The following is a 22,669-nucleotide window of genomic DNA, read 5'->3' as shown; positions in this document are numbered from 1 at the left end:
AAGAACAAGTTATAATAACCATCGTAGATCTAAATTCGGCGCTGGGGTGCTCGTCAAAGGACGCCGTAATACGGCCATGTAGGCTCTATACCTGCTTCATGCTGGCCCCTCAGCTAGCGTTAGGGAGGGCTCGAACACCCCGGCGCTTCCTCGGACACTACCGAAATTTGAAGTGCGGAAAGTATAAATGATTAATTGAAATCGCATTCATAGCTCCCGCGTCGCACTAAACTTAATATCCGGCCAACGTTCCTCGGTCAATTGCAGATTGACGCGGCTACTGGCAACGTAAACCAAGAAACCGCCGCCGTCTTCGGCGAGGTTCTCGAAGGCTTTTTTCTTGAATTCCTCGAGTTTGGCCGGCTTGTCGGAACTGACCCAGCGCACCGTCGAAATCGGCGCATTGTCGTAGACGCATTCGACATTATATTCGGTCTTCAGACGGTGCGCGGTCACATCGAACTGTAGCACACCGACCGCACCGAGTATCAAATCGTTGTTCTTGAGCGGCTTGAACAATTGCGTCGCACCTTCTTCGGTCAATTGCACCAGGCCTTTTTGCAGCGCCTTAGCACGCAGCGGGTCTTTCAGCACGACGCGCCTGAAAAGCTCCGGCGCGAAATACGGTATGCCGCCGTATTTGAGCGTTTCACCCTGCGTGAACGTGTCGCCGACCTGTATCGTGCCGTGATTGTGAAGGCCGATGATATCGCCCGGATAGGCTTCCTCGACGTTTTTACGACTGTCGGCCTGGAAAGTCAGCGCATTGGCGACTTGAACGTTTTTGCCGGTGCGAACGTGGTAGATCTTCATGCCTTTGTCGAACTTGCCGGAACAAACGCGTAAAAACGCTATGCGGTCGCGGTGCGCAGGGTCCATGTTGGCTTGAACCTTGAAAACGAAACCGGTGAATTTATCTTCGTCGGGACGAACTTCCCGCTGCTCGGTCTCTCGCGGCAAAGGTGCCGGCGCATACTCGGCGAACGCATCGAGCAATTCGAGAATACCGAAGTTGTTGATCGCCGAGCCGAAAAAAACCGGCGTCTGTTCGCCCTTCAGATATTTGTCCATATCGAACTCGTGACTCGCGCCTTTGACCAGCTCGATTTCCTCGCGTAATTCGTCGGCCTGATCCTTCAGTAGTTCATCCAAGTGGTAATTATTGAGTCCTTTAATCACTTCGGCCTGAGCGATCTTGCCGGCGTGCTGCGGACTGAACAAATGAATTTCGTCCTTGTACAAATGGTAAACTCCTTTGAAGCGTTTGCCCATGCCGATAGGCCAAGTCATCGGCGCGCATTCGATTTGCAAGACGCTTTCGACTTCGTCGAGTAATTCGATCGGCTCACGCCCTTCCCTGTCCAGCTTGTTAATGAAGGTCAAAATCGGCGTCGTACGGAGACGACAGACCTCCATCAACTTGATCGTTCTGTCCTCGACGCCTTTCGCGACGTCGATTACCATCAACGCCGAATCGACAGCAGTCAAGGTGCGATAGGTATCCTCGGAAAAGTCTTCGTGCCCTGGCGTATCGAGTAAGTTGATGATGCTGTTTTTATGTTCGAACTGCATCACCGAGGTCGTAACCGAGATTCCCCGCTCTTTTTCCATTTCCATCCAGTCCGAAGTCGCATGACGCGCCGCTTTGCGCCCCTTGACGGAGCCGGCCAACTGAATCGCACCCCCGAACAACAATAGCTTTTCGGTGATCGTGGTTTTACCGGCGTCGGGATGGGAAATAATCGCGAAAGTACGTCTGCGGCTTAGTTCTGAAAGTAACTCTGACATGGATGTTCAATAAATGAAAGATGGGATAAAAACGACAAATTATACCGTATTATCAATTCCTTTGTATTTTCAATATAATGGCGCCAAGTTGGCTTGGCCGGTAGAGGTAGCCTTAAATGAAACACCGAAAAAGAACTCATTAAAGGAGATAGTTATGACAGTTTTACATCGTTTGATCGCCGCTATGGTATTCATGAGTCTGTCGGCCTGCTCGAGCCTGTATTACAGCGGCCTCGAAAAAATCGGCATTCCGAAGCGGGATGTTATGGTACACCGCGTCGAGAAAGCCCGTGACACGCAAGAGGAAACCAAGGAACAATTTAAATCTGCTCTGGAGCAATTTACCGCATTGACCGACTTTAAAGGCGGCAATCTCGAATCCACTTATAAAAAGCTTAACGGCGAATACGAAGCCAGCGTAAAAAAAGCCCAAGAAGTCAACAAACGTATCAGCGACATCGAGGACGTATCCGCTGCGCTATTCCGCGAGTGGGAACAGGAAATCGGAGAATACAGCAGCGCCGCGCTGAAACGAAACAGCCAGCAAAAACTCGATGCGACGAAAGTGCATTATCAGCAACTTATCAATGCGATGAAACAAGCCGAGTCCCGAATCGAACCTGTCTTGTCGGTGTTCAAGGACCAAGTGCTGTACTTAAAGCATAATCTTAACGCGCAGGCCATCGCATCCCTCAAAGGCGAATTGGGGTCGATACAATCGGACGTCTCGGCGCTAATTACCGCAATGGAAAAATCGATCAACGAAGCGAACGCCTTCATCAGGACAATGGAAAGTAAATAGCCGGCGATACATCACGGGTAAGTATTCAGATCCTCTCCGCTGTTTCCCAAACTCCGGTTTGAAAAACCCATCACCCTGAATTCGGCAGTTTAACCATGAAGCACATGAAGTTCATGAAGGATTCCAAGAACTTACCAAATCCTTCTCGCTAACCTTTTTGGTGAGCGAAAGTTCTATACAAACGCTTAATAAGCTATTGAATTAACTTCCTATTATTCATGATCTTCATGGTGAAAGCTTTTTCTAGGATCACGTAAGCTCTTGCTTACCGGCTTCGAGAAGCTGGAGCTTCTCGTACTGCATTCCCAAGCAAGAGCTTGGGAATGAGCGCCCATTCACCATTCACCATTCACCATTAACCATTAACTATTAACTATTAACTATTAACTATTCACTGCTAACTGCTAACTGCTAACCAAATGATAAGTCATTGAACTTCATCTCACCAAATACGCTCTTGATTAGCATTAAAGACAGAAGTTATTCGGACAGTTATAATCGGACTATTTTCGATACAGCTCAATTGCAGGAGACATTTTAATGACCGACACCAAACATTGCCGCCTTTTGATTTTGGGTTCCGGCCCCGCCGGTTATACCGCAGCCGTCTATGCGGCACGCGCCAATCTCAACCCGGTCATGATCACCGGGATGCAGCAAGGCGGTCAATTGACGACGACGACCGACGTCGATAACTGGCCCGGCGATGTCGAAGGATTGCAAGGTCCCGACCTGATGGAAAGAATGCGCCGGCATGCCGAACGCTTCAACACCGAAATCGTTTTCGACCATATCCACACTGCCGACTTATCGGCGCGTCCTTATAAACTGACCGGCGATTCCGGCGTTTATACCTGCGACGCATTGATCATCGCCACCGGCGCATCGGCGAAATATTTAGGCATGGAATCCGAAGAAGCCTTCAAAGGCAAAGGCGTGTCAGCCTGTGCAACCTGCGACGGCTTCTTCTATAAAAACAAACCCGTTGCAGTGATCGGCGGCGGCAATACTGCGGTCGAAGAGGCGTTATACTTGTCCAACATCGCCTCGCAAGTGACGATCGTGCATCGCCGCGACAAATTCCGTTCGGAAAAGATTCTATCCGACAAACTGATCGAAAAATCGAAAAACGGCAATGTCGTGATCGAATGGGATCATACGCTCGACGAAGTGCTCGGCGACGATATGGGCGTGACCGGTATCCGAATCAAAAGTACCAAGAGCGAAGAAACCAAGGAATTGGATGTGCATGGCGTATTCATCGCGATCGGCCACACGCCCAATACCGACATTTTTCAAGGCCAGCTCGAGATGGACCACGGCTACATCAAGGTTAAAACCGGCCTGCAAGGCAACGCGACGGCGACCAGCGTACCGGGCGTATTCGCGGCCGGCGATGTAATGGATGCCGTTTACAAACAAGCCATTACTTCGGCCGGAGCAGGCTGCATGGCAGCGTTGGATGCCGAGAAATACTTGGATGAAATGGAGTGATACGTCGCACTTGAATTTCTTTCGATTAATGAGCCCCGTCATTCCGCCATGAACTGTCGGAATCCAGTGCCATGGATGGCAAGCTTTTGAGGCACATTAGAGCTACGTAGGGTACGCTATGCGTACCATGGCAACCCACCAATGCTAACCGCAAAACCTTATGGTTTAGGGTTCGACGCTTAACGGCAAAAAGGTACGCGCAGCGTACCCTACAACTTATGTATAAGGATGAACGCAGAACATGGGAACAATGCAAAACCGGCGGAACCCTAAGGACAATCATTCGATAAAGCCATAAAACCATGCAATTGACCGTACTCGACCCCTTTCGTCCGAATCAGCCGTTCCCCCCGCTATACAAAGCCCTCGAAGAACCTAACGGCTTACTGGCGCTAGGCGGGTGCTTATCTACCGAACGCCTGATTAATGCTTATCGAAACGGAATATTTCCGTGGTACAACCCCGGTGAGCCTATCCTTTGGTGGTCGCCCGATCCCAGATTGGTTTTATTTCCGGACCGGGTTAATATTTCCCGAAGCCTTGCCAAAACCTTACGTAAAGGACTGTTTACCGTTACATTCGACCGCGCCTTCGACCAAATCATGGCCTGCTGCGCCGAGCCGCGCCAAGCTTCTTCAGGAACCTGGATCACCGATGAAATGATGCAAGCCTATCAAGACTTACATCATCAAGGCTTGGCTCATTCGGTAGAAACTTGGTTCGATGGCGAACTAGTCGGCGGGCTTTACGGTGTCGCGATCGGTCAAGTTTTTTTCGGCGAATCGATGTTTCACAAACGAACCGATGCATCCAAAGTCGCCTTCGTGACCTTGGCCAGACAATTAAAACAATGGGGCTATCGACTCGTCGACTGCCAAGTTCAAACTCAGCATTTGCTGAGCCTGGGCGCTGAGGAAATCGCCCGTACCGACTTTTCCGAATTGCTTAAACGCTATTGCCCGGCAAAACCTTCGACAGACGCATGGCAAAACTGACGACCACGATACCATTATTTCTTTCCGAGAAACATTCGTGCAGTTATCTGGACGACAGGATTGCCTGCTCGGCATTCGTGCATCCTTCTTTCGAACTCAACAACGCATTCTATTCGCGTTTGCTCGAGCGAGGCTTCCGCCGTAGCGGCGATTATGTATACGCCCCACGCTGTCCGCAATGTCAAGCCTGCACCCCTGCCCGGCTTCCTATAGCCCAATTTAAACCCAAACGCAATCAACAGCGCTGCTTAAAGAAAAACCAAAACACGCAAACCGTCATTAAACCGGCACAATTCGAGCAAGCGCATTACGATTTGTATTTACGCTATCAAAACAGCCGCCATAGCGACGGCAGCATGGCTAAATCCAGCCCGGAGGAATATTTAAATTTTTTGGCCAGCCACTGGTGCCATACTTTTTTCGTGGAATTTTTGATTGACGAACAATTGATCGCGGTCGCAACCGTCGACCGGCTTGATAACGCGCTATCGGCGGTCTATACCTTTTTCGACCCGGACTTCTCGCATTTAAGCCCCGGCATGTATGCCGTGCTCTGGCAGATTAAATGGGCCAAGCAATTGAAGCTAGATTGGCTTTATCTGGGTTTTTGGATCAAAGATTGCCAAAAAATGGCCTATAAGATCGAATACCAACCGATAGAATTGTTGATCGATAATGTTTGGCAGGCGTTCGATTTAAGACGCTGAGGATTTTGCGATATAACCATCGTAGATGAAAAGTCGGCACAGGAGTGCTCGATCTCACCTAGGGCACTGACGAAATTTGAAGTGCGAAAGGTATACAACCCGGAGGGTTCCGCTGTGCGCACCATGAATACGTAAGCCATAACTTATAAGTTGACTTTACTATAAAAAAGGAGTAAAGAAGATACTAAACCATAGATGTAGTAATGGTATTTACATGAAGCAGCAAAGGAGATCTGTTATGAAACTTAAAAGCGTAATCGAAGCAGCCCTATTCGCAATCATCTTAGGGCTAAGCAATGCAGCGTCGGCAACGGAGCAACCTTATCCCGAAGGATGTTATAGCTGGGATACAGGTAATTTGTCGATAGTAGTCAATATCCCTCGCCTGGCGAGAGTCAATGTGAGCTTACCGGGAGTGGGTCTTTTTGGAATGGAGCATAGTTTTACTTGGGGTGGCGATTATTTCATGCCTCTACCGCTTTTAGACTTATTGCAAGATTTCGGAGGAGATGATCTGGAGGTCCCCGCCGGATTTAACGGCACATGGGAAATGACAAGAGGTCGTAGATTTAGTGTCGACGTCCAAGATATGGACGAATTGGCTGGAATGCTTGACGAATTTGGATTGACGTACAATCTGACAAAAAGATTCAACGGCACCGTCTCCAACGACGGCAATGTAATTAAAGGCAATTTTTTACTGGGACTTACCGTTCCAATGCAGGACTTAGGAATGCCCGGCAGAGCACAAGTCAGGATAGGAGGCCGATTCACAGGTGAAAGACAATCGCTAGAGCCTTGCCCCCAACCTGTTTCGGCTAGCGCCGCTATACAAGATGATCAAAAAGACCCTAAAAACGCCAAAGCCTCAACATTCGGTCAAATATTTATTAAAATGCTGAATCAAGCACAAACAATGGCTAAGTAGCCCCTATACCTTACAGTCGGCTGCCGGAACAACAACCGGCAGCCTGACAGCGCGCCACGGCAACCCAACGATTTTTTAAGTACCGTTAGAGCGCAGCTATGGCGCTTACAGTCCCTCTGCAAGAATTTATACCTTTCGCACTTCAAGTTTCGGCAGTGCCAGAGGAGACGCCTGGGTGTCCGATAAAGGCTTTGCCAGCATGGAGCTGGCATAGAGCCTACATGGACGTATTCGCGGCGTCCTTTAGCGGACACCCAGGCGCCGAATTTTGATCTACGACGGGTATATACCTTTCGCTCTTTAAGCTTCGGCAACGCCTGAAAAATTGTCGAGGCGTTCGATCCCTACCTAGCGTTAAATGAGGAAGGATAGATCCTGCATTGACGTATTCACCCAGCCCCTAAATCCAGCACTAAATAAGCCATGATTTTGAACCTAGAAAAAGCATTTCACCATGAAGATCATGAAGAATAGGAAGTTAATTCAATAGCTTATTACGCGTTTGTATAGAACTTTCGCTCACCAAAAAGGTTAGCGAGAAGGATTTGGTAACTTCTTGGAATCCTTCATGAACTTCATGTGCTTCATGGTTAAACTGCCGAATTCAGGTTGAATCATTACCAATGGTTTATGGAATTTAGGTGCTGGATTTAGGTACTGAATGGCGTCCTGTCAAGCGAGTCGCCAAACAGACACTACCTCTTACCCCGCTCGATCAAGGCATACGCCGAATGATTATGAATCGATTCGAAGTTTTCCGATTCGACAATATAGGCGCTGATCCTCGATTCCGCTTCCAACCGGGCAGCGACATCGCGCACCATGTCCTCGACGAATTTGGGATTGTCGTAAGCATATTCGGTGACATATTTTTCGTCGGGCCGTTTCAGCAATCCGTAAATTTGGCATGAAGCTTCTTGTTCGACCAGATCGATCAATTCTTCGATCCAGATGAAATCATTGATCAGTACCGTCAACGTCACATGAGAACGTTGATTATGCGCGCCCCGGTCCGAAATGGTCTTGGAACACGGGCATAGACTGGTGACCGGGACGACGACTTTGATGCGCGTTTGCACTTCACCGCCGGCAATTTCGCCGATCAAGCTTACTTGATAATCGAGCAGGCTGCGCACGCCGCTGACCGGCGCGACCTTGTCGATAAAAAAAGGAAACTGCATTTCGATATAGCCCGACTGCGCATCCAGGCGCTGCACCATTTCTTCGAGCATCGAGCCGAACGATTCGACGCTGATTTCGCGGTCGTGTTGATTCAAAATCTCGACGAAGCGCGACATATGCGTGCCTTTGAAGTCGTGAGGCAAATTGACATACATATCGAATAGACCGATCGTGTGCTGTTCGCCGACCGACCGGTCCTTGACCCGTATCGGATGGCGAATCGCCTTGATGCCGACCTTGTCGATCGCGATACGCCGCGAATCGGCAATGCCTTGCACGTCGACGATAGCGTTTTCCGAAGAGGGGATGCTTGATTGATTGTTCATCGATGAATACCTTGAAATAAATATTGATAGCCCGGATCGGTTGAACTTTCGACACCTCATTGCCGCAACGCGTTCATTACGGTTTCGGCCAAAGTCTTGATATCGCCGCCGGCAATAAAGACCAGGCGCCCTCGGTTATCGACATTCTCCCGCAGCGGCATCGGCGACGGCGGAAACAATTTACCGGCAATGCCATGGACCGCCATCGGGCTGTCGTGTTCCTCGGTAAAGATCACGCCCTTCACTCTGACGATAGTACTTTGCGGGTTACCCAAAAGTTCTTCGAGCACCACTTGCAAGCGCGTCCAAGCGACCGGCTGTTCCAGTTGCAACGACACGCTATTGAAACCGTGCTCGGGCAAATCGCCGGACCGAGGCTGAGCGATCGGGCGAAATAGGCTACCGAAATCGAGCAGAGCCTCCGCCAAACCTGCATCTTGCCCCGATTCGAGATGCGCAATCGACGGCGCCAATTCGTTCAGGCGGTTTTGCACCCGCTCGACTTGCGCGGCCTCGGCCAAATCGGTTTGGGTCAGTACGAGCTTATCGGCCCAAGCGATCTGCGCTTGGGATTCGGGAAAACGCGCCAGATACGTTTCGGCGGCTAGCGCCGAGACGGTCGTAATCATGCCTTGATAATGATAGCGCGGCGCCAACCAACGCTCGTTCAACAGCGTATCGAGAATCGGCTCGGGACTGGCCACGCCGCTGGTTTCGATAAAAATACGGCTGAACGGTTTATCCGGTTTGGCATCGTATGCCATGCGCAGATTTTTTAACATCGGCGCTAACGAGCCGCGCACTTGGCAGCATAAACAACCGCCCGACAGCGTTGTCAACGGGATCTTATGCTCCGCGAGCAGTTCTTGATCGATCGGCGTCGAGCCGAATTCGTTGATGATCACGGCCGAATGCGGTTCGGCGCGGAGCAAGCGATTCAATAGCGTCGTTTTGCCGCTGCCGAGAAAACCGCTTAGCACGATCACCGGTATCCGTTCGATCGTTTTCGATGAGGCCATGACACTTAATTGATAAAATTATCGAAGGTTAGGGTTCAGCGTTGGCATTAATCGCAGCGTAGCAGAATACGATAATTTCGTAGATTCTACTGAGCCGGGCGGCACTTAGCGACATCCGGACTACTAATCTGGAATTTCGTTGGTAAAATCCAATGTCAATAACAAGCGCCGAGGGCAATCCTCGCTCGGTTTCGGCGAACGATGCACCGCGCCGTGCCGTTCGTTCCCGGCCCAATTGCTGCCTTTCAGCAGACCGACCGAAAAAGCGGGCATTCGATGAATCGAGGATTCGTCCAAAATCACGCCGGCTTGCCTGTCATTCAAGCCATGCGTATGGATGCCCAATTTGGCGCGGTCGACCGCTCGGTCTTCGAGCCATTCGGTACCGATGCCACCGTAAGTCGAGACCATGCGGCACGGCACATGATCGACATGGAATTTCGGGCACATCGGCCGGTCGAGGGTTCGTAAACGCAAGCCGACGCGCTCGAGCTCGAATAAATCGCAAAACAATGTCGTCAGCATCGCCGCGTCGCGATAAAACTCAAGATAACCATCGATATTCGATGCATGAGGAATCAAGCCGCTGAAATCGAAATCGGCGATCGAAAGATTATGAATCTCGCTAATTTCTTGAGGACTTGCGAGCAATGAATCGATGAACGACTCGATACGCGGATCGATGCTGCGCTCAATCACGCACAGATTGACTTCATCCTGATAGATTCGGCTCAAATCGGCCAAATCGTCGGACAGTACCGCTTCCGAATAAGGCGCGCGAAATAGGTCTTGGGCTAAGGCGGACATGATTTACCTCGTTCAATTCATGATGTCTTCGGCTTCGGTTTCGGCCGTTTCCAGCCAAGGCGGAAAATCGTCTTGATAGTATTGCCAGGCTTCGGCGCCCGCCGCGAGCTCTTCATCGGTCAATAAACAGGCATCGAGCTCGTTCCGGGTTTGTTCGGCATCGACATTCTGTCCGATGAACACCAATTCCTGGCGGCAATCGCCGAACGGCTCCCGCCACTGAGCTTCGATATCGTCTTTATAGGCTTCGGGCCATTCGCTTTTAGTCACAGACGCCCACCAGCGCCCCGCGCAGCCGTGCTGCATGATGCCGCCGGCTTGCGACCATGTGCCGACCCATTCGGGCCGCGACGCGAGCCAAAAAAAGCCTTTCGAGCGCAATAATGTCCCGTTATTCCAATCGCCGTGATGCAAATAGTCGTAAAACCGTTCAGGATGAAACGGACGGCGGGCATGATAGACGAAACTGGCGATGTCGTATTCTTCGGTTTCGGGCGTATGCGCCCCTCGCATCTCTTGGAGCCAACCGGGTGCCTGCGACGCTTTGTCGAAGTCGAAACGACCGGTATTCAAAATTTTGACGAGCGGGGCTTGTCCCATGATCATCGGGATAATTTCCGCATCGGGATTCAAGTGGGTTAGTATTCCGGTCAAATTGGCGAGCTCGTCGCGGCTGATTAGGTCGACCTTGGAAATCAGAATGACATTGCTGAACTCGATTTGATCGACCAAGAGATCGGCGATATTGCGTTCGTCGTCCTCGCCCAATTCGGCGTCGATTTCCTTCAACGATTGGGCTTCCATGTAATCACGCATGAAATTGACCGCATCGACGACGGTCACCAAGGTATCGAGCTTTGCGACATCGGATAGGCTGCGCCCTTCTTCATCTCGGAACGTAAAGGTTTCGGCGATCGGCATCGGTTCGGCAATACCGGTCGATTCGATCAATAAATAATCGAAGCGGCCTTCGCGAGCCATTTGCCCGACTTCGACGAGCAAATCCTCGCGCAGCGTGCAGCAGATGCAGCCGTTGCTCATTTCGACCAGCTTTTCCTCGGAACGGTTGAGTTCGATCTCGTTCTTGACCGTCGCGGCATCGATATTGACTTCGCTCATATCGTTGACGATCACGGCGATCTTGAGATTGTCCCGATTGGTCAAAATGTGATTGAGCAGAGTCGTTTTACCGGCCCCTAAAAACCCGGACAAAACCGTTACTGGCAACTTGGATGGTGTATCTTCGATAAACATTGGGAGAGTCTTTGTGTTGAATCAATTGTTACAATATAAAATATCTTTAAGATATCGCAATTTCGCTGTTCCTTTGCCCTAAATTCGGCAGTTTAACCATGAAACTCATAAAGGATTTCAAAAAAATGTCATTTACTTTTTTACCATGAAGAGCATGAAGGACTTGAAGATACAGCATTTTCAATCTCAATGTGTTACTAACCATTAAAAAAAGGAAAAAAGGGGGCAGGTTACTTTTTATGCATCGATTAACCCCTTTTCCGCCCTACTCCCTTTATACTCAAAAAATAGTTAACTTTATGTAGGTATGGGGTGTGGCTAGCGAGGATGTCGGCAGCAGGGATTGCTGCCGTCAAGCCCCCATGGACGGGTTTACGGCGGTCCTCGATAGACACATCCCATACCTTTTTTCTTAGATAGTTTTTCGATCAAAAGGGAGTAAACTCAAACAAAACGATGGAGTTCCTCTTCGCTGCTACCCCCCTACGACTCTTCCCTTCATTATCTTCATGCCCTTCATGGTGAAATGCTTTTTCTAGGATAACGTATTGGGATACCGAATCGATACCTTATCTCAATATTTGGTTTCAGGCTTGAAAGAGCCGCTCTCCCAAAAGCTAAGTCCTTTGAAAGCATGGATCGCGACAAAAGGCGCTTGCGCCGCCTTAACCAGCCACTCGGCAGGAATCGCATAAAAATGAAAATCATTGCCTTCCTTTCCGATAAAGGTCATTAAGCCGACCAATTCGCCCGCTTCGTTAAAAATACCGCCGCCGCTGGCTCCCTGCATGAAACCGGCATCGATTTCGAATACATGACCGGTATGATAAGGATGAAAGGCAACAATCGAGGCCGGCCTGGAGCGCATCCCTAAGGCGAAAGGATAGCCATACATGTAAACCGGCGTTCCAACCGAGAAGTCTGCGGATAAAGCCAGCTTCGCAGCAGGTAAAGGGATGGAATCGGTTTCGAGAATACAGGCATCCAATTCCGTCAGGGCGGCCTGTTTCAATACCGGATAAGCATGGCCCGATTTAAATAAGACGATTTGCTCCGCATTTCGCGTGACATGACAATTGGTCGCGACCTTGCCTGGCGCTATAATGACGCCGGATCCCATATAAGTTTTTCCGGCTGCATCTCGGGCGATCACTTTGACGACGCTGAGCGACAGTTCCATGTCGGGCTCTATGGCACAAGCCTGAGACGAGCAAAAAAGCCCAATTGAACACCAAAATAATCCGAAACTTCGAATACGGCTCATTTTTCCTCCCAGCTAGCGTAAACGAATAGAACTCGGGTCAACTTTTTCGACCTATCCTGGAGTTTTTACCGCAAGAATGTTTAAAGTCAATTAGATAAGGTTATTTCTGATTCCCTCGGTCCTCCGTGAGAATCCATACTTTGGCTGCCGAAACAGGATCGGTATGCATTCCCACGCTGGAGCGGTGGGAACGAGAAAGAAGTGCGCAGTTTGTTTAGATCCTAGATTCGAAGCATACACAGCCTTAACGTCTAAAATGCGACGCGAACACCTAACTCCACGGCACGCCCGGCTTCGGGTGCGATATTGCGTAGATAAGACACCGAATTACGGATATCCTGATTCAGCAGGTTACTGGCTTTGACGAAGAGCAACAAATCGGCGGTATCGCCGGCATTAATCCGATAATTCGCGGTACTATTCAAAAGCCAATAACCGGGGGTTTCGGTCTCGTTGTCACCCGGGTTTTCCTGCCTTTCGGCTCGTGTAATGCGCACATTCGCGGCCCATGCCGAATGCTCCCAAGAAAGCTGCATGCCGTACCGTAAAGGCGGCATTCGGGGAATATCGCTGCCGTCGGTAAATTGTCCGCGCACGTAATCGCCGAAAAACTGACTGTCCAACTGTCCGTAACGCGTTTTCAGCAACGGAAAGGTCACTTGCGTTTCGAAACCCTTCAAAATCGCATCTCGTTGTTGCGCTCGGAAAACCGGCAAACACTCGTGATCATGATCGCATTCATCCTCGATCTCGCCATGATCTTCGTCGAAAACCTCGCCTGTTCTGATTTGCGCGATGTAATTGTTGACCCAGTTATGATAAAGATTGAAGTCGGCATGAACCCAGTCGCGCTCGAAATGCAGCCCCAATTCCAGATTGTTCGCAGCCTCGACTTCCAATCCCGCATTTCCGATATCGAAACTGTTGGTCGCTAAATGCGGACCGTTGGAAAACAATTCCTGTACGTCCGGCGCGCGCTGGGCATGGGTAAACGACAAGCGGACCGAATCCTGATCGGTAAAATGCCAGAGCGCCGATGCCGAACCGCTCACCGGCGTATGCGAGCTTTGCTTTTGGCCGTCCGGATCGATGAATTGCTGCTCGACGCGCGCGCCGAATTCATAAGTCATCGGTCCTGCATGAATGTCCTGGATCGTAAAAAATCCGAACGAATCGATATCGGAACGCGGCACGACCGCTTCATCACCCTTTGCTTCGAATTCACTGTTTTTGGTTTGCACGCCGACCACACCGTGATCGAACAATAGCCAAGGCTTTTGAATCAACTCAAGCCGACTATCCAATCCGGTGTTGGTATAGACCGTGCCCTTTTCCCCGTTTTCGATTTCGGTGTGTTTATAGTCGTTGTAACCCAGCCTCACCTTTAATTTTTCTGCAAACGGCAGCGGCTCGAGAATCTCGCCCTTCATGTCATAGCGGGTTTGCTTCAGGTCGATGCGCACCCGTTCGGGTATCTCCGCATCATGATGTTCGTCCTCTCCTTCTTCGTCATGATGCGCATGTGCTCCGAGCGGCACCCCGTAATTGTTGTCGAGATGGTTGATGGAAAATCCGATAAACCCCGGATCGCCGACAAAGGAAAAGCCTACGGTTCCGGTGCGCGCCCGAGTGTTCGAATTCAGCAAACGTCCCCGACTATTGAAAGTATCTTCATCGTCATGATCGTCATGGCTTTCGGCCTCGGCGGATTCGTCGACCGCCAATCCGGGAATCTGCATGTCGATGCTTTCGCGGAACATGCCGTCCAGATGCCACGCGAAGAAATCCTTGCCGCCTTCCAATTTGAAAGCCGTGGTCTTACCTTCGTTGACGAAGTTATAGCGCTGTTCGGCCGCGCCTTCGATCAATTTGTCCGGAACACGATCCGGAATGCGGTTGTCGATGACATTGACCACGCCGCCGATCGCGCCGCCGCCGTAAAGTAGCGTGGCCGGGCCTTTCAATACCTCGATCCGTTCGGCCCAAAAGCCCTCGGTGCTGTTCGCATGATCCGGACTGATCGAGGCCGCATCGAGACTGCCCAAGCCGTTTTGCAGAACTTGCGCTCGCGATCCGGTTTGACCCCGAATGACCGGTTGTCCGACACCGGGACCGAAGGATTGACTATGAATGCCCGGCTCGTACTTCAAGGTGTCGCCGATCGTGCTACCCGCTTTCAAACGCAATTCTTCGCCGCTCAAAATAGTCACGGGCAAAGCGGTATCGGAAGCCGATTGCGGCAATGGCGAACTGACGACGATTTTATCCAACATAATGGATTTCGAAGCTTTGTTTACATCGGCAGCATGACCCACCGAAGCGAAGGGAACTAACAATAATATAAATAATTTGTGCATGAATTCAGACTAACCGGCAATTTATCGCGACTATTTCTTAAATTTTTCTGCAAAGCAGCAAAGAGATCCATAAAAAAATAATAAGATACGTTATACTGTAACAATCGGCAAGCGGATTTTTTTCTCGCTATCCGAGCTCAAACCCAAAATCGCTTTCGAAGGATTTCACCACCCCTCCCCTCTTCGAATGAATCCTCCCTCTGGAGCCCGCTAATTCCTTAATTACGTTATAATACCGGCTCGTTTTTTCCAAATCAAAAGGCCCAGTCATGTCAAAAACCAAATTATCGATCCTATTGCCGGTACTTTCGGTATTCGCTACTCAATTGACCGGTTGCAACACGCCCGCACCCAGCAAAGGCGATCTGATGATTAAACAAGGCGGTCCATTCATCGAAGCCGGCATTAAATGGAATGAAGGCAGCCGCCTGGTCAAGGACGGCAATAAAAGAATTGCCGAAGGCCGCGATACGATCAACGAAGGCAAGAAACTGGTCGCGCAAGGCGAGCTTCAAGTCAAAGATGGCCAAAACATGATCGAACAAGGCAAAAAACTACTCGAAGAAGGCGAAAGGCTTTACCAAACCGGTCGACCTCAAGAAAGCGCTTATCCATCTTACCCGGCGCCTCAACCCGCCGAGTCGATCGAAGTCTTTCCGTTATCCGATTAATAAATCCCTGACAGCATGGGCCGAAATTTTCGGCCTTCATTTTTATGTTAAGCATCTTCAAGTGCCGAAAAAGCCTCTGTCTCCCGGCATTGTTGCTTGTTTCTTGCAACGGCATCGCCGCTACGACACTTGAAAGCGAAAGCGGTTTTCAAGCCATGCTGCGCCGTTTGCTGCCGTTCGACGTTTTCGAGCCCGATACCCCGGAGATTGTCATTTCAGGCGTCAGCAGCGGACAAAAAGCCAATGTGCGCGCCTTCTTGAGTTTGGCCAAGGAAGCTTGCGACGCGCCGCAATGGCGGCTCAATCGTCTATTCGCGCAAGCCGAAACCGAAATCGACAAAGCGATGCGGGCGCTTGGCTACTATCACACCCGCGTCGAAAAAAAACTGGACTTCAACGAAGACTGCTGGCACGCCGAATTCAAAATTACCCGCGGCCCGCCGGTGCGCATCGAAGAACTTGCCATAAGTATCACGGGAGAGGCGGAGTTCGATACGGCGTATAAGCAATTGCTTACCAAAAACCCCATCAAAACCGGCAAAATTCTACACCATGGACGCTACGAATCGTTCAAGAGCAGTTTTCAATCTCTCGCCCAGGAACGCGGCTATTTCGACGCCAGATTTCTGAAAAGCGCGATCAAAGTCGATACCGAACGCAACAGCGCCAAAATCGTTCTCGATTTCGCATCCGGACAGCGCTATTTCTTCGGCGAAGTCAATATTGATCAAGACATTCTGAATCCGGACTTCGTTCAACGCTTTATCCCGCTTGAAGAAGACGAGTCTTATTCAAGCCGAAAACTGGCCGACACCTACAACAATCTAACCGCAGGCGGTTATTTCAGGACCATAGAAATCCGGCCTCGTATCGACGACGCGGTCGCTTTAAAAGTGCCGGTCGACATCGCGCTCTATCCTCAAAAGAAACACAGCTACGAAGTCGGCGTCGGTTACGACACGAATTTCGGCCCGCTGTTCAGCTTAGGTTATACCAATCGGCGGCTAAATAGGCGCGGACACACTTTCAACGCGGCCTTGGACCTGTCGCCGGTGCTGTCGACCGCGGAAAGCCGCTATAACATTCCGCTACAACAACCGACCAGCGACTTTTTCAGTCTCGGCGCGGGCTTCAAACGGGAAGATCCTGATGCATTCACTTCGAATATGTTCAAACTATCGGCACAACGGCAACGCATAGCACCGAGCGGCTGGCAGCAAATCGGCTTTCTGGATCTCGTTTACGAGTCGTTCCAATCGGCCGATGTCGATAGCAGCGCCTTGTTATTGATACCCGGCGTTCGCCTGCAATACACGCGCAGTAACTCGCCGATCCGACCCACCGAAGGTTATCACTTGAATTTTTCTTTGGCCGGCGCGCACGAATCGGCCGTCTCGTCGCTGAGTTTCGTGCAAGCCGGCGCCGGCGCGCGATTGATTACCGGCGTGCCTTGGTCCGGGCGCTTCATCATGCGTGGTGACGTCGGCGCAAGCTTAGTCAGTAATTTCGAGGATTTGCCAACGACATATCGTTATTATGCCGGCGGCGCGCAATCGATACGAGGCTACGAATACAAAGAACTCGGTCCGACCAATGCGGCCGGCCAAGTGATCGGCGGCAAGATGCTGTCCGTGTTGAGCCTCGAATACGAACAATTCATAGGCGATCAATGGGGCGTTGCGGCCTTTGTCGACGGCGGCAACGCGCATAACGATTTCGGCGATATCGATGTAAAAATCGGCGCGGGACTCGGCATCCGCTGGATATCGCCGGTCGGTCCGGTGCGGATCGATTTCGCAGTGCCTTTTCATGAATCGGGTTCGTCGTTTCAGGTGCATTTCTCGGCGGGATCGCAGCTGTGACCGCAAAAGCTTTTTTCAAGGCGCTCGTGCTGACACTGATCGGTGTGCTGTTTAGTCTACCGATCGCACTGTTGGCGATACTCGGCACTGAACCGGGCAGCCGCTGGCTAATACAAACTGGGTTAAGCGTCGCCGAACTCGATGCCGAAGTGGAGCGCATCGACGGTACGCTGCTTGGCGAGCTAACCCTAAACAAACTCGTCTACCGTAGCGAAACCGAACAGATCACGCTGGACACATTCGTTTTCGGCTGGAAGCCATCGGCCTTGTTGAGCGGCACACTGAATATCGGCAGGCTTGCAACGAACGGCTTATCAATCGAGATAACGGGCGAGGCTCCCGAGCCCGTAGATGACGAGCCTTTTTCGATGCCGAACATCCCTTTGGCTATCCTAATCGATGATATCGACTTACAGGCGACACGTTACCGAAGCGGCGAGCAAGACATCATGATCGACCGCTTTCGTCTGCGCGCCGCCTTGATCGATAATACGTTGCGCCTGAAAGGCCTCGCGCTGGAAATGCCGGAGGCAGCCATTTACGGACGCGCGGAAGTCGAACTGCAAGCAGATTTTCCGTTATCGGCGCAATTGGCCTGGCAATTGAAACTTCCGGAAACGCCGTCGATTGACGGTGAAATGACCGCACTGGGCACGCTCAACGAACTCATGCTGACGGGCCACGCCGAAGGCCCTTTTCGGTTAGATCACGAAGCCCGGCTCAATTTGGCCGACAGCGTTCCGGCCTTTTCGGTCTCCGGCCGTTGGCAACGATTGCAATGGCCGCTGGACGGCAAAGCCGATATCGCAAGCCCTAAGGGTGAGTTTACGATCGACGGCAACGTGGATGATTACCGCATCGATCTGGCCGCACAACTGTCGGCCGAGCAGGAATCGTTCGAATTGCAATTGGCAGGCTATGGCGATAGCGATTCGTTGACGCTCGAACGGCTGGAAATGGCGCCCAAACAAGGCCATTTTACCGTTGCCGGCCGTGTTGTGTGGTCAGACGAACCGATCAGCGTCGATTTAACCGGCGATTGGAAAAAGCTGCAATGGCCGCTATCCGGCCCGCCCCAGGTCGAAACCGAACAAGGCCGTTTCGACTTGAGCGGAACCTTGGACGATTACCGGATCGAATTGAATACCAAGCTGGCAATGGAACAATTGCCGCCGTTCGACCTAATTTTCAACGGACAAGGCAGTACCGAAGCGATCGATATACATCAATTGTCTCTACGTCCGAAACAAGGACGGTTGGACCTGAAAGGCCAAGTTTCGTGGCGCGACGCGATAGATTTCGCGCTGGACCTGAATGCCCAAAGGCTCGATCCGGGCGATTTTACGCCCGACATCAGCGGCTCGCTCAATCTTCAAGCCGCGGCATCAGGACGCTTTGCCGAAGAACAATTGACAGGCATGCTCACGATCGAAAAACTGCATGGCACGCTTTTCGATAGCCCGATTCAAGGTCGAGGCAAACTCGCTTTCGCCGAACAGCACCTGACAATCGACCAACTACAGCTGCAATCGTCCGCTAATCGCCTGACGGCCGACGGCATTCTGGCCGAAACCCGTTCCAATCTCGATTTTTCGATCGATGCGCCCAATCTCGCGGCGGTTTGGCCGGGACTTTCCGGCTCGATCAAGGGCAAAGGCACCGTTCGTGGCAATTACCTGGACCCTGCCGTCAAAGCTCAATTAAATGCCAATAAACTCAATTACCAAGATTTTAGATTCAGCCAGCTAACGCTGAATCTCGACTATGCCGAAGCCTTGGGCCAACGCTCAAAACTCGACCTAGTTCTGCAAGGCTTAGAGTTGGATGGGCAAGCGATCGATGAATTGAAGCTGCAAGGCTCGGGATCGTTGAGCGCTCACCGGTTCGACGCGAAGCTGATATCGGACATCGTACAGCTTCAAACCGAGCTGACGGGCAACTTTAGCAAGCAACGCTGGCTTGCCACACTGGAAAGACTCGACATCGACCCAGCGCAACTCAAGCAATGGCAACTCGAACGGTCTTGGCCGATTCGGCTGGATTTCGCCGGCGACGATATCGGTGTCAACCTGCCAGAAAACTGCCTCATTCAAGCCGATGCGGCGATCTGCCTAAGCGCCGACGGCTCGATCGAGCGTCGTCTGAACGCCACTGCCGAATTACGCAGTATCGATTTGGCCACGGCTAAACCGTGGTTGCCCGAAAACATGAGCCTAGACGGTGCGCTCAATGCCAACGCCAAATTACTAAAACGAGGCGCGCGCCTGACGGCCGATGCCGACGCCACGGTCGCAAATGCATCTCTACAACTTTCCCGAGACGGTAAGAAACCCCTTATTTTTGCTTTGTCCGAAACTCGGATGAAAGCGCAATACGGCGACGAACGACTCGATGCCGAGTTGCGCATCGGATTGACCGGCCATGACTTCATCAGTGCGCAAATCAAAACCGCACCGCTCGCCGCAACAAAAGCACAGTCTTTGACAGGCAACCTGCAAGCGTCGATTGCCGACTTAAACCTGGTCGATCAGCTAGTGCAGGATATCGAAAACCTCAAAGGCCGGATCACGGCCGACCTGACCCTTGCCGGCGACACCGAACGTCCGGAAATCAGCGGTCTGCTGCAACTCAGCAATACCGAACTCGATGTACCTGAAATCGGCATTCATCCGCACAACATCAACCTCAGATTGTCGGGGCAGCCGGGACAGCCCGAACAGTTGGCCTTGTCCGGACGCATCGACTCCGGTAAAGGCTCCCTCTATCTCGACGGCGCCTTCGAGCTGAATCCGGAAACCGGCTTTCCGGCGGAGCTATCAATCACCGGTAGCGAATTCGAAATAGCCCGAATTCCCGAAGCCGAAATCAGCATCTCACCGCGCCTGACGGTCAAGCAAAGCGAAGCGGTAATCCGAGTCGCCGGCGACGTCACCGTCGACAACGCCGAGTTGAAACTGGTCGAATTACCGGAAACCGCGATCGCGCCCAGTGCCGATGAAATCATTATCAACCGGGAAATTATCGAGGAAGAAAAAACCGCTTTAAATCTGCAAACCGATATCGGCATCTTGCTCTGCGAACAGGCGCGCTTCTCCGGCTACGGCATGGATACCCGACTGACCGGCAATCTGCGTTATACTTCCTCGCCCGGTACGCAACGCATGCTCGGACGGGTCGCGATGAAAGATGCGAGATACAAGGCTTACGGCCAGGATTTGACAATCGCGAAAGGCGAATTTTTATTCAACGGACCGGTGGACAATCCGTGGCTAAACTTCGAAGCGACACGCAAAGCCACCGGCGAAGATGTGACTGCGGTATTGACTGTGACCGGGCCGGCCAAATCGCCGCAAACCAAAGTATCGAGCCGACCGCCGATGCCGGAATCCGATGCACTCGCCTATCTGCTGACCGGCCGGTCGTTACAACGTACCGGCGAATCGCAAGCCAACATGCTGGCTAAGGCCGCGATTAACTATGGAGCCGGCGAACTTTCGTGGCTCAGCAACCAGTTAGGATTCGACCAATTCGAGGTCGAGGAAGCACAGCGCCTCGAAGACACCGCCGTGCGCCTCGGCAAATACATTAATCCCGATTTATATCTAGGTTTTTCATTAGGCCTATTTTCCAATACCTATGCCATCATTTTGGAACAAAAATTGAATCAAAATTTTAGTCTGCAGACCCGTGCCGGAGAATCGCAAAGGATCGATTTGAAGTACCGGTTGGAAAAGGACTGATTACTCTAAAGGTACTGTTATGAAAAAGAAGCTACAGGCGTTGTTCATCCCGCTATTCGTCCAATTGCCGGTTCACGACACCGACATGAGTCGAAAACCGGTTAGTATCTGGGAAGACATTCGCGAAAAAGGCAAGCTAATCGTTTTGACTCGCCAAGCGCCGACGACGTATTACCACGACGACGCCACGCAACAAGGTTTCGAATACGAACTGACGCAACAATTGGCGCGGTCGTTGAATATCGACGTCGAATACAAGGTCTACGACAACACTTTCGACATCATGGCGGCGCTGGCCGCCGGCGAAGGCCATATCGCCGCGGCCGGATTGACCCCTAGCGAATACGGCGCGAAACATTTCCAGTACGGGCCGAGTTACAAAACCGTCGAACAACAAGTCGTCTGCAATAAACGCGGCAAACTGCCGAAAACCAACGAAGACCTGCTGAATCATTCACTGCTGGTCATTGCCGACAGCCGTAGCGATGAAAAACTGTCCGAAATCAGACAGCAATACCCTGAACTATCATGGCAAAGCACCACGACGTTATCGACCGAGCAAGTTCTCGAACAAGTCGCCAACGGCGCAGTCGATTGCACGGTCGTCGAATCGAATATCGTTACAGTTAACCGCCTGCATTTTCCTAATCTAATCAACGCCTATACGCTATCCGAAGAAAAACTGGCCTGGGCATTGCCGAACAATTCCTCAACTCTCAGGCAATACATAGGAAATTGGCTCGCGCGCATACAAAGCGACTCGACGCTAAAAGCGATTAACGAACGCTATTACGGCTACGCCGAATTGTTCGACTACCATGATGCGGCGGTTTTTTTGCAACGCGTCAAAAAACGCCTGCCCAAATACAAATCTTATTTCAAACAAGTCGCGGCCGACTACAACATTCCATGGACATTACTGGCAACTCAGGCTTACGGCGAATCGGAATGGAACCCTGACGCGAAAAGCCCGACCGGCGTTCGCGGTTTGATGATGCTAACCAACAATACCGCAAAATCGCTGGGCGTAAATGACCGGCTCAATCCCAGACAAAGCATCCGGGGCGGTGCGAAATACATGCAGCAATTGCTGAAAAGAATTCCTCAAGAAGTTGCCGAAGAAGACCGCATCTGGTTCGCGATGGCCGCCTACAATATCGGCATCGCCCACCTGTACGATGCACGCGAACTGGCCAGAAAAATGGGCAAAAACCCGAATGTCTGGGCCGATATCAAACAAGTATTGCCGCTGCTGTCGGAAAGGCGGCATTTCAAAAACCTAAAATACGGTTATGCGGCCGGCAAGGATTCGGTTAAATACATAGACCGCATCCGGCTATATCACGATCTGCTGCGTAAAACGGAATCATCGAAATCGGTTTAAGCTCATGATAAACCAACTCATTTTATACTAAAAAACGACTACCTTTATGAAGATATGGGGGGGGTCTGGTTCCCACGGTCCTCCGTGGG

At 51.2% G+C, this 22,669-nt stretch carries 16 protein-coding genes; 9 read left to right on the top strand and 7 right to left on the bottom strand.

Annotated features, from left to right (window positions below; translation table 11 throughout):
- Window positions 1–207: 207 nt before the first annotated feature.
- Window positions 208–1,788, bottom strand: a complete 1,581-nt coding sequence (locus tag WJM45_RS04510; RefSeq protein WP_341327795.1) for a peptide chain release factor 3 — start codon at window positions 1,786–1,788, stop codon at window positions 208–210.
- Window positions 1,789–1,942: 154 nt separating this feature from the next.
- Here WJM45_RS04510 and WJM45_RS04505 point away from each other — a divergent pair, with 154 nt between their 5' ends.
- The 5 genes from WJM45_RS04505 (at window position 1,943) to WJM45_RS04485 (ending at window position 6,714) form a co-directional block, all read left to right on the top strand.
- On the top strand, window positions 1,943–2,590 hold the full coding sequence (locus tag WJM45_RS04505) for a DUF2959 domain-containing protein (RefSeq protein ID WP_341327794.1): 648 nt from the start codon (window positions 1,943–1,945) through the stop codon (window positions 2,588–2,590).
- Window positions 2,591–3,130: 540 nt separating this feature from the next.
- Complete coding sequence (gene trxB, locus WJM45_RS04500; RefSeq protein WP_341327793.1) at window positions 3,131–4,084, top strand: thioredoxin-disulfide reductase; 954 nt, start codon at window positions 3,131–3,133, stop codon at window positions 4,082–4,084.
- 302 nt (window positions 4,085–4,386) lie between these two features.
- Window positions 4,387–5,079, top strand: a complete 693-nt coding sequence (gene aat, locus WJM45_RS04495; protein ID WP_341327792.1) for a leucyl/phenylalanyl-tRNA--protein transferase — start codon at window positions 4,387–4,389, stop codon at window positions 5,077–5,079.
- Window positions 5,067–5,786 (top strand): arginyltransferase, encoded by a 720-nt coding sequence (locus WJM45_RS04490; RefSeq protein ID WP_341327791.1) that lies wholly within the window; start codon window positions 5,067–5,069, stop codon window positions 5,784–5,786. Before aat ends, WJM45_RS04490 begins: the two co-directional genes overlap by 13 nt.
- A gap of 238 nt (window positions 5,787–6,024) precedes the next feature.
- Window positions 6,025–6,714: a hypothetical protein gene (locus WJM45_RS04485; RefSeq protein ID WP_341327790.1), complete on the top strand. Its 690-nt coding sequence runs from the start codon at window positions 6,025–6,027 to the stop codon at window positions 6,712–6,714.
- A gap of 695 nt (window positions 6,715–7,409) precedes the next feature.
- On the opposite strand, the gene folE2 is transcribed toward WJM45_RS04485, so the two are convergent.
- The 6 genes from folE2 to WJM45_RS04455 form a co-directional block, all read right to left on the bottom strand.
- Window positions 7,410–8,222, bottom strand: coding sequence for a GTP cyclohydrolase FolE2 (folE2, locus tag WJM45_RS04480; protein ID WP_341327789.1), 813 nt, complete (start codon window positions 8,220–8,222; stop codon window positions 7,410–7,412).
- Between the two features lie 56 nt (window positions 8,223–8,278).
- Entirely contained in the window at window positions 8,279–9,241 is a 963-nt protein-coding gene (locus WJM45_RS04475) for a GTP-binding protein (RefSeq protein ID WP_341327788.1), read from the bottom strand.
- A gap of 123 nt (window positions 9,242–9,364) precedes the next feature.
- The gene (locus WJM45_RS04470) at window positions 9,365–10,048 is read right to left on the bottom strand and encodes a DUF1826 domain-containing protein (RefSeq protein ID WP_341327787.1); all 684 of its coding nucleotides are present in this window, start codon (window positions 10,046–10,048) and stop codon (window positions 9,365–9,367) included.
- A gap of 12 nt (window positions 10,049–10,060) precedes the next feature.
- Window positions 10,061–11,302, bottom strand: coding sequence for a zinc metallochaperone GTPase ZigA (gene zigA, locus WJM45_RS04465; protein ID WP_341327786.1), 1,242 nt, complete (start codon window positions 11,300–11,302; stop codon window positions 10,061–10,063).
- A gap of 574 nt (window positions 11,303–11,876) precedes the next feature.
- On the bottom strand, window positions 11,877–12,482 hold the full coding sequence (locus WJM45_RS04460; protein WP_341327785.1) for a serine protease: 606 nt from the start codon (window positions 12,480–12,482) through the stop codon (window positions 11,877–11,879).
- A 335-nt stretch (window positions 12,483–12,817) separates the two neighbouring features.
- Window positions 12,818–14,839 carry a TonB-dependent receptor gene (locus WJM45_RS04455; protein ID WP_341327784.1) on the bottom strand — a complete coding sequence of 674 codons (2,022 nt, stop codon included), beginning with the start codon at window positions 14,837–14,839 and terminating at the stop codon, window positions 12,818–12,820.
- 353 nt (window positions 14,840–15,192) lie between these two features.
- On the opposite strand from WJM45_RS04455, the gene WJM45_RS04450 reads away from it, so the two are divergent.
- The 4 genes from WJM45_RS04450 to mltF are packed head-to-tail and all read left to right on the top strand — an operon-like array spanning window position 15,193 to window position 22,580.
- Window positions 15,193–15,594: a hypothetical protein gene (locus WJM45_RS04450; RefSeq protein WP_341327783.1), complete on the top strand. Its 402-nt coding sequence runs from the start codon at window positions 15,193–15,195 to the stop codon at window positions 15,592–15,594.
- Between the two features lie 44 nt (window positions 15,595–15,638).
- Window positions 15,639–17,456, top strand: coding sequence for an autotransporter assembly complex family protein (locus tag WJM45_RS04445; RefSeq protein WP_341327782.1), 1,818 nt, complete (start codon window positions 15,639–15,641; stop codon window positions 17,454–17,456).
- Entirely contained in the window at window positions 17,453–21,196 is a 3,744-nt protein-coding gene (locus WJM45_RS04440; protein ID WP_341327781.1) for a translocation/assembly module TamB domain-containing protein, read from the top strand. The genes WJM45_RS04445 and WJM45_RS04440 overlap by 4 nt, the downstream gene beginning before the upstream one ends.
- Window positions 21,197–21,215: 19 nt before the next feature.
- The gene (gene mltF / locus WJM45_RS04435) at window positions 21,216–22,580 is read left to right on the top strand and encodes a membrane-bound lytic murein transglycosylase MltF (RefSeq protein WP_341327780.1); all 1,365 of its coding nucleotides are present in this window, start codon (window positions 21,216–21,218) and stop codon (window positions 22,578–22,580) included.
- The last annotated feature ends 89 nt before the right edge of the window (window positions 22,581–22,669 follow it).

It is taken from the genome of Methylotuvimicrobium sp. KM2 (genome assembly GCF_038051925.1).
GTDB lineage: Bacteria > Pseudomonadota > Gammaproteobacteria > Methylococcales > Methylomonadaceae > Methylotuvimicrobium.
The sequence above is the reverse complement of the archived record's forward strand: the minus strand, read 5'-3'. Positions and strand labels throughout refer to the sequence as shown.

What these genes read in the sequence shown, in the direction of transcription:
- WJM45_RS04510 (WP_341327795.1), bottom strand. Translation starts at nt 1,788, where the DNA reads ATGTCAGAGTTACTTTCAGAACTAAGCCGCAGACGTACTTTCGCGATT.
- WJM45_RS04505 (WP_341327794.1), top strand. Translation starts at nt 1,943, where the DNA reads ATGACAGTTTTACATCGTTTGATCGCCGCTATGGTATTCATGAGTCTG.
- trxB (WP_341327793.1), top strand. Translation starts at nt 3,131, where the DNA reads ATGACCGACACCAAACATTGCCGCCTTTTGATTTTGGGTTCCGGCCCC.
- aat (WP_341327792.1), top strand. Translation starts at nt 4,387, where the DNA reads ATGCAATTGACCGTACTCGACCCCTTTCGTCCGAATCAGCCGTTCCCC.
- WJM45_RS04490 (WP_341327791.1), top strand. Translation starts at nt 5,067, where the DNA reads ATGGCAAAACTGACGACCACGATACCATTATTTCTTTCCGAGAAACAT.
- WJM45_RS04485 (WP_341327790.1), top strand. Translation starts at nt 6,025, where the DNA reads ATGAAACTTAAAAGCGTAATCGAAGCAGCCCTATTCGCAATCATCTTA.
- folE2 (WP_341327789.1), bottom strand. Translation starts at nt 8,222, where the DNA reads ATGAACAATCAATCAAGCATCCCCTCTTCGGAAAACGCTATCGTCGAC.
- WJM45_RS04475 (WP_341327788.1), bottom strand. Translation starts at nt 9,241, where the DNA reads ATGGCCTCATCGAAAACGATCGAACGGATACCGGTGATCGTGCTAAGC.
- WJM45_RS04470 (WP_341327787.1), bottom strand. Translation starts at nt 10,048, where the DNA reads ATGTCCGCCTTAGCCCAAGACCTATTTCGCGCGCCTTATTCGGAAGCG.
- zigA (WP_341327786.1), bottom strand. Translation starts at nt 11,302, where the DNA reads ATGTTTATCGAAGATACACCATCCAAGTTGCCAGTAACGGTTTTGTCC.
- WJM45_RS04460 (WP_341327785.1), bottom strand. Translation starts at nt 12,482, where the DNA reads ATGGAACTGTCGCTCAGCGTCGTCAAAGTGATCGCCCGAGATGCAGCC.
- WJM45_RS04455 (WP_341327784.1), bottom strand. Translation starts at nt 14,839, where the DNA reads ATGTTGGATAAAATCGTCGTCAGTTCGCCATTGCCGCAATCGGCTTCC.
- WJM45_RS04450 (WP_341327783.1), top strand. Translation starts at nt 15,193, where the DNA reads ATGTCAAAAACCAAATTATCGATCCTATTGCCGGTACTTTCGGTATTC.
- WJM45_RS04445 (WP_341327782.1), top strand. Translation starts at nt 15,639, where the DNA reads ATGTTAAGCATCTTCAAGTGCCGAAAAAGCCTCTGTCTCCCGGCATTG.
- mltF (WP_341327780.1), top strand. Translation starts at nt 21,216, where the DNA reads ATGAAAAAGAAGCTACAGGCGTTGTTCATCCCGCTATTCGTCCAATTG.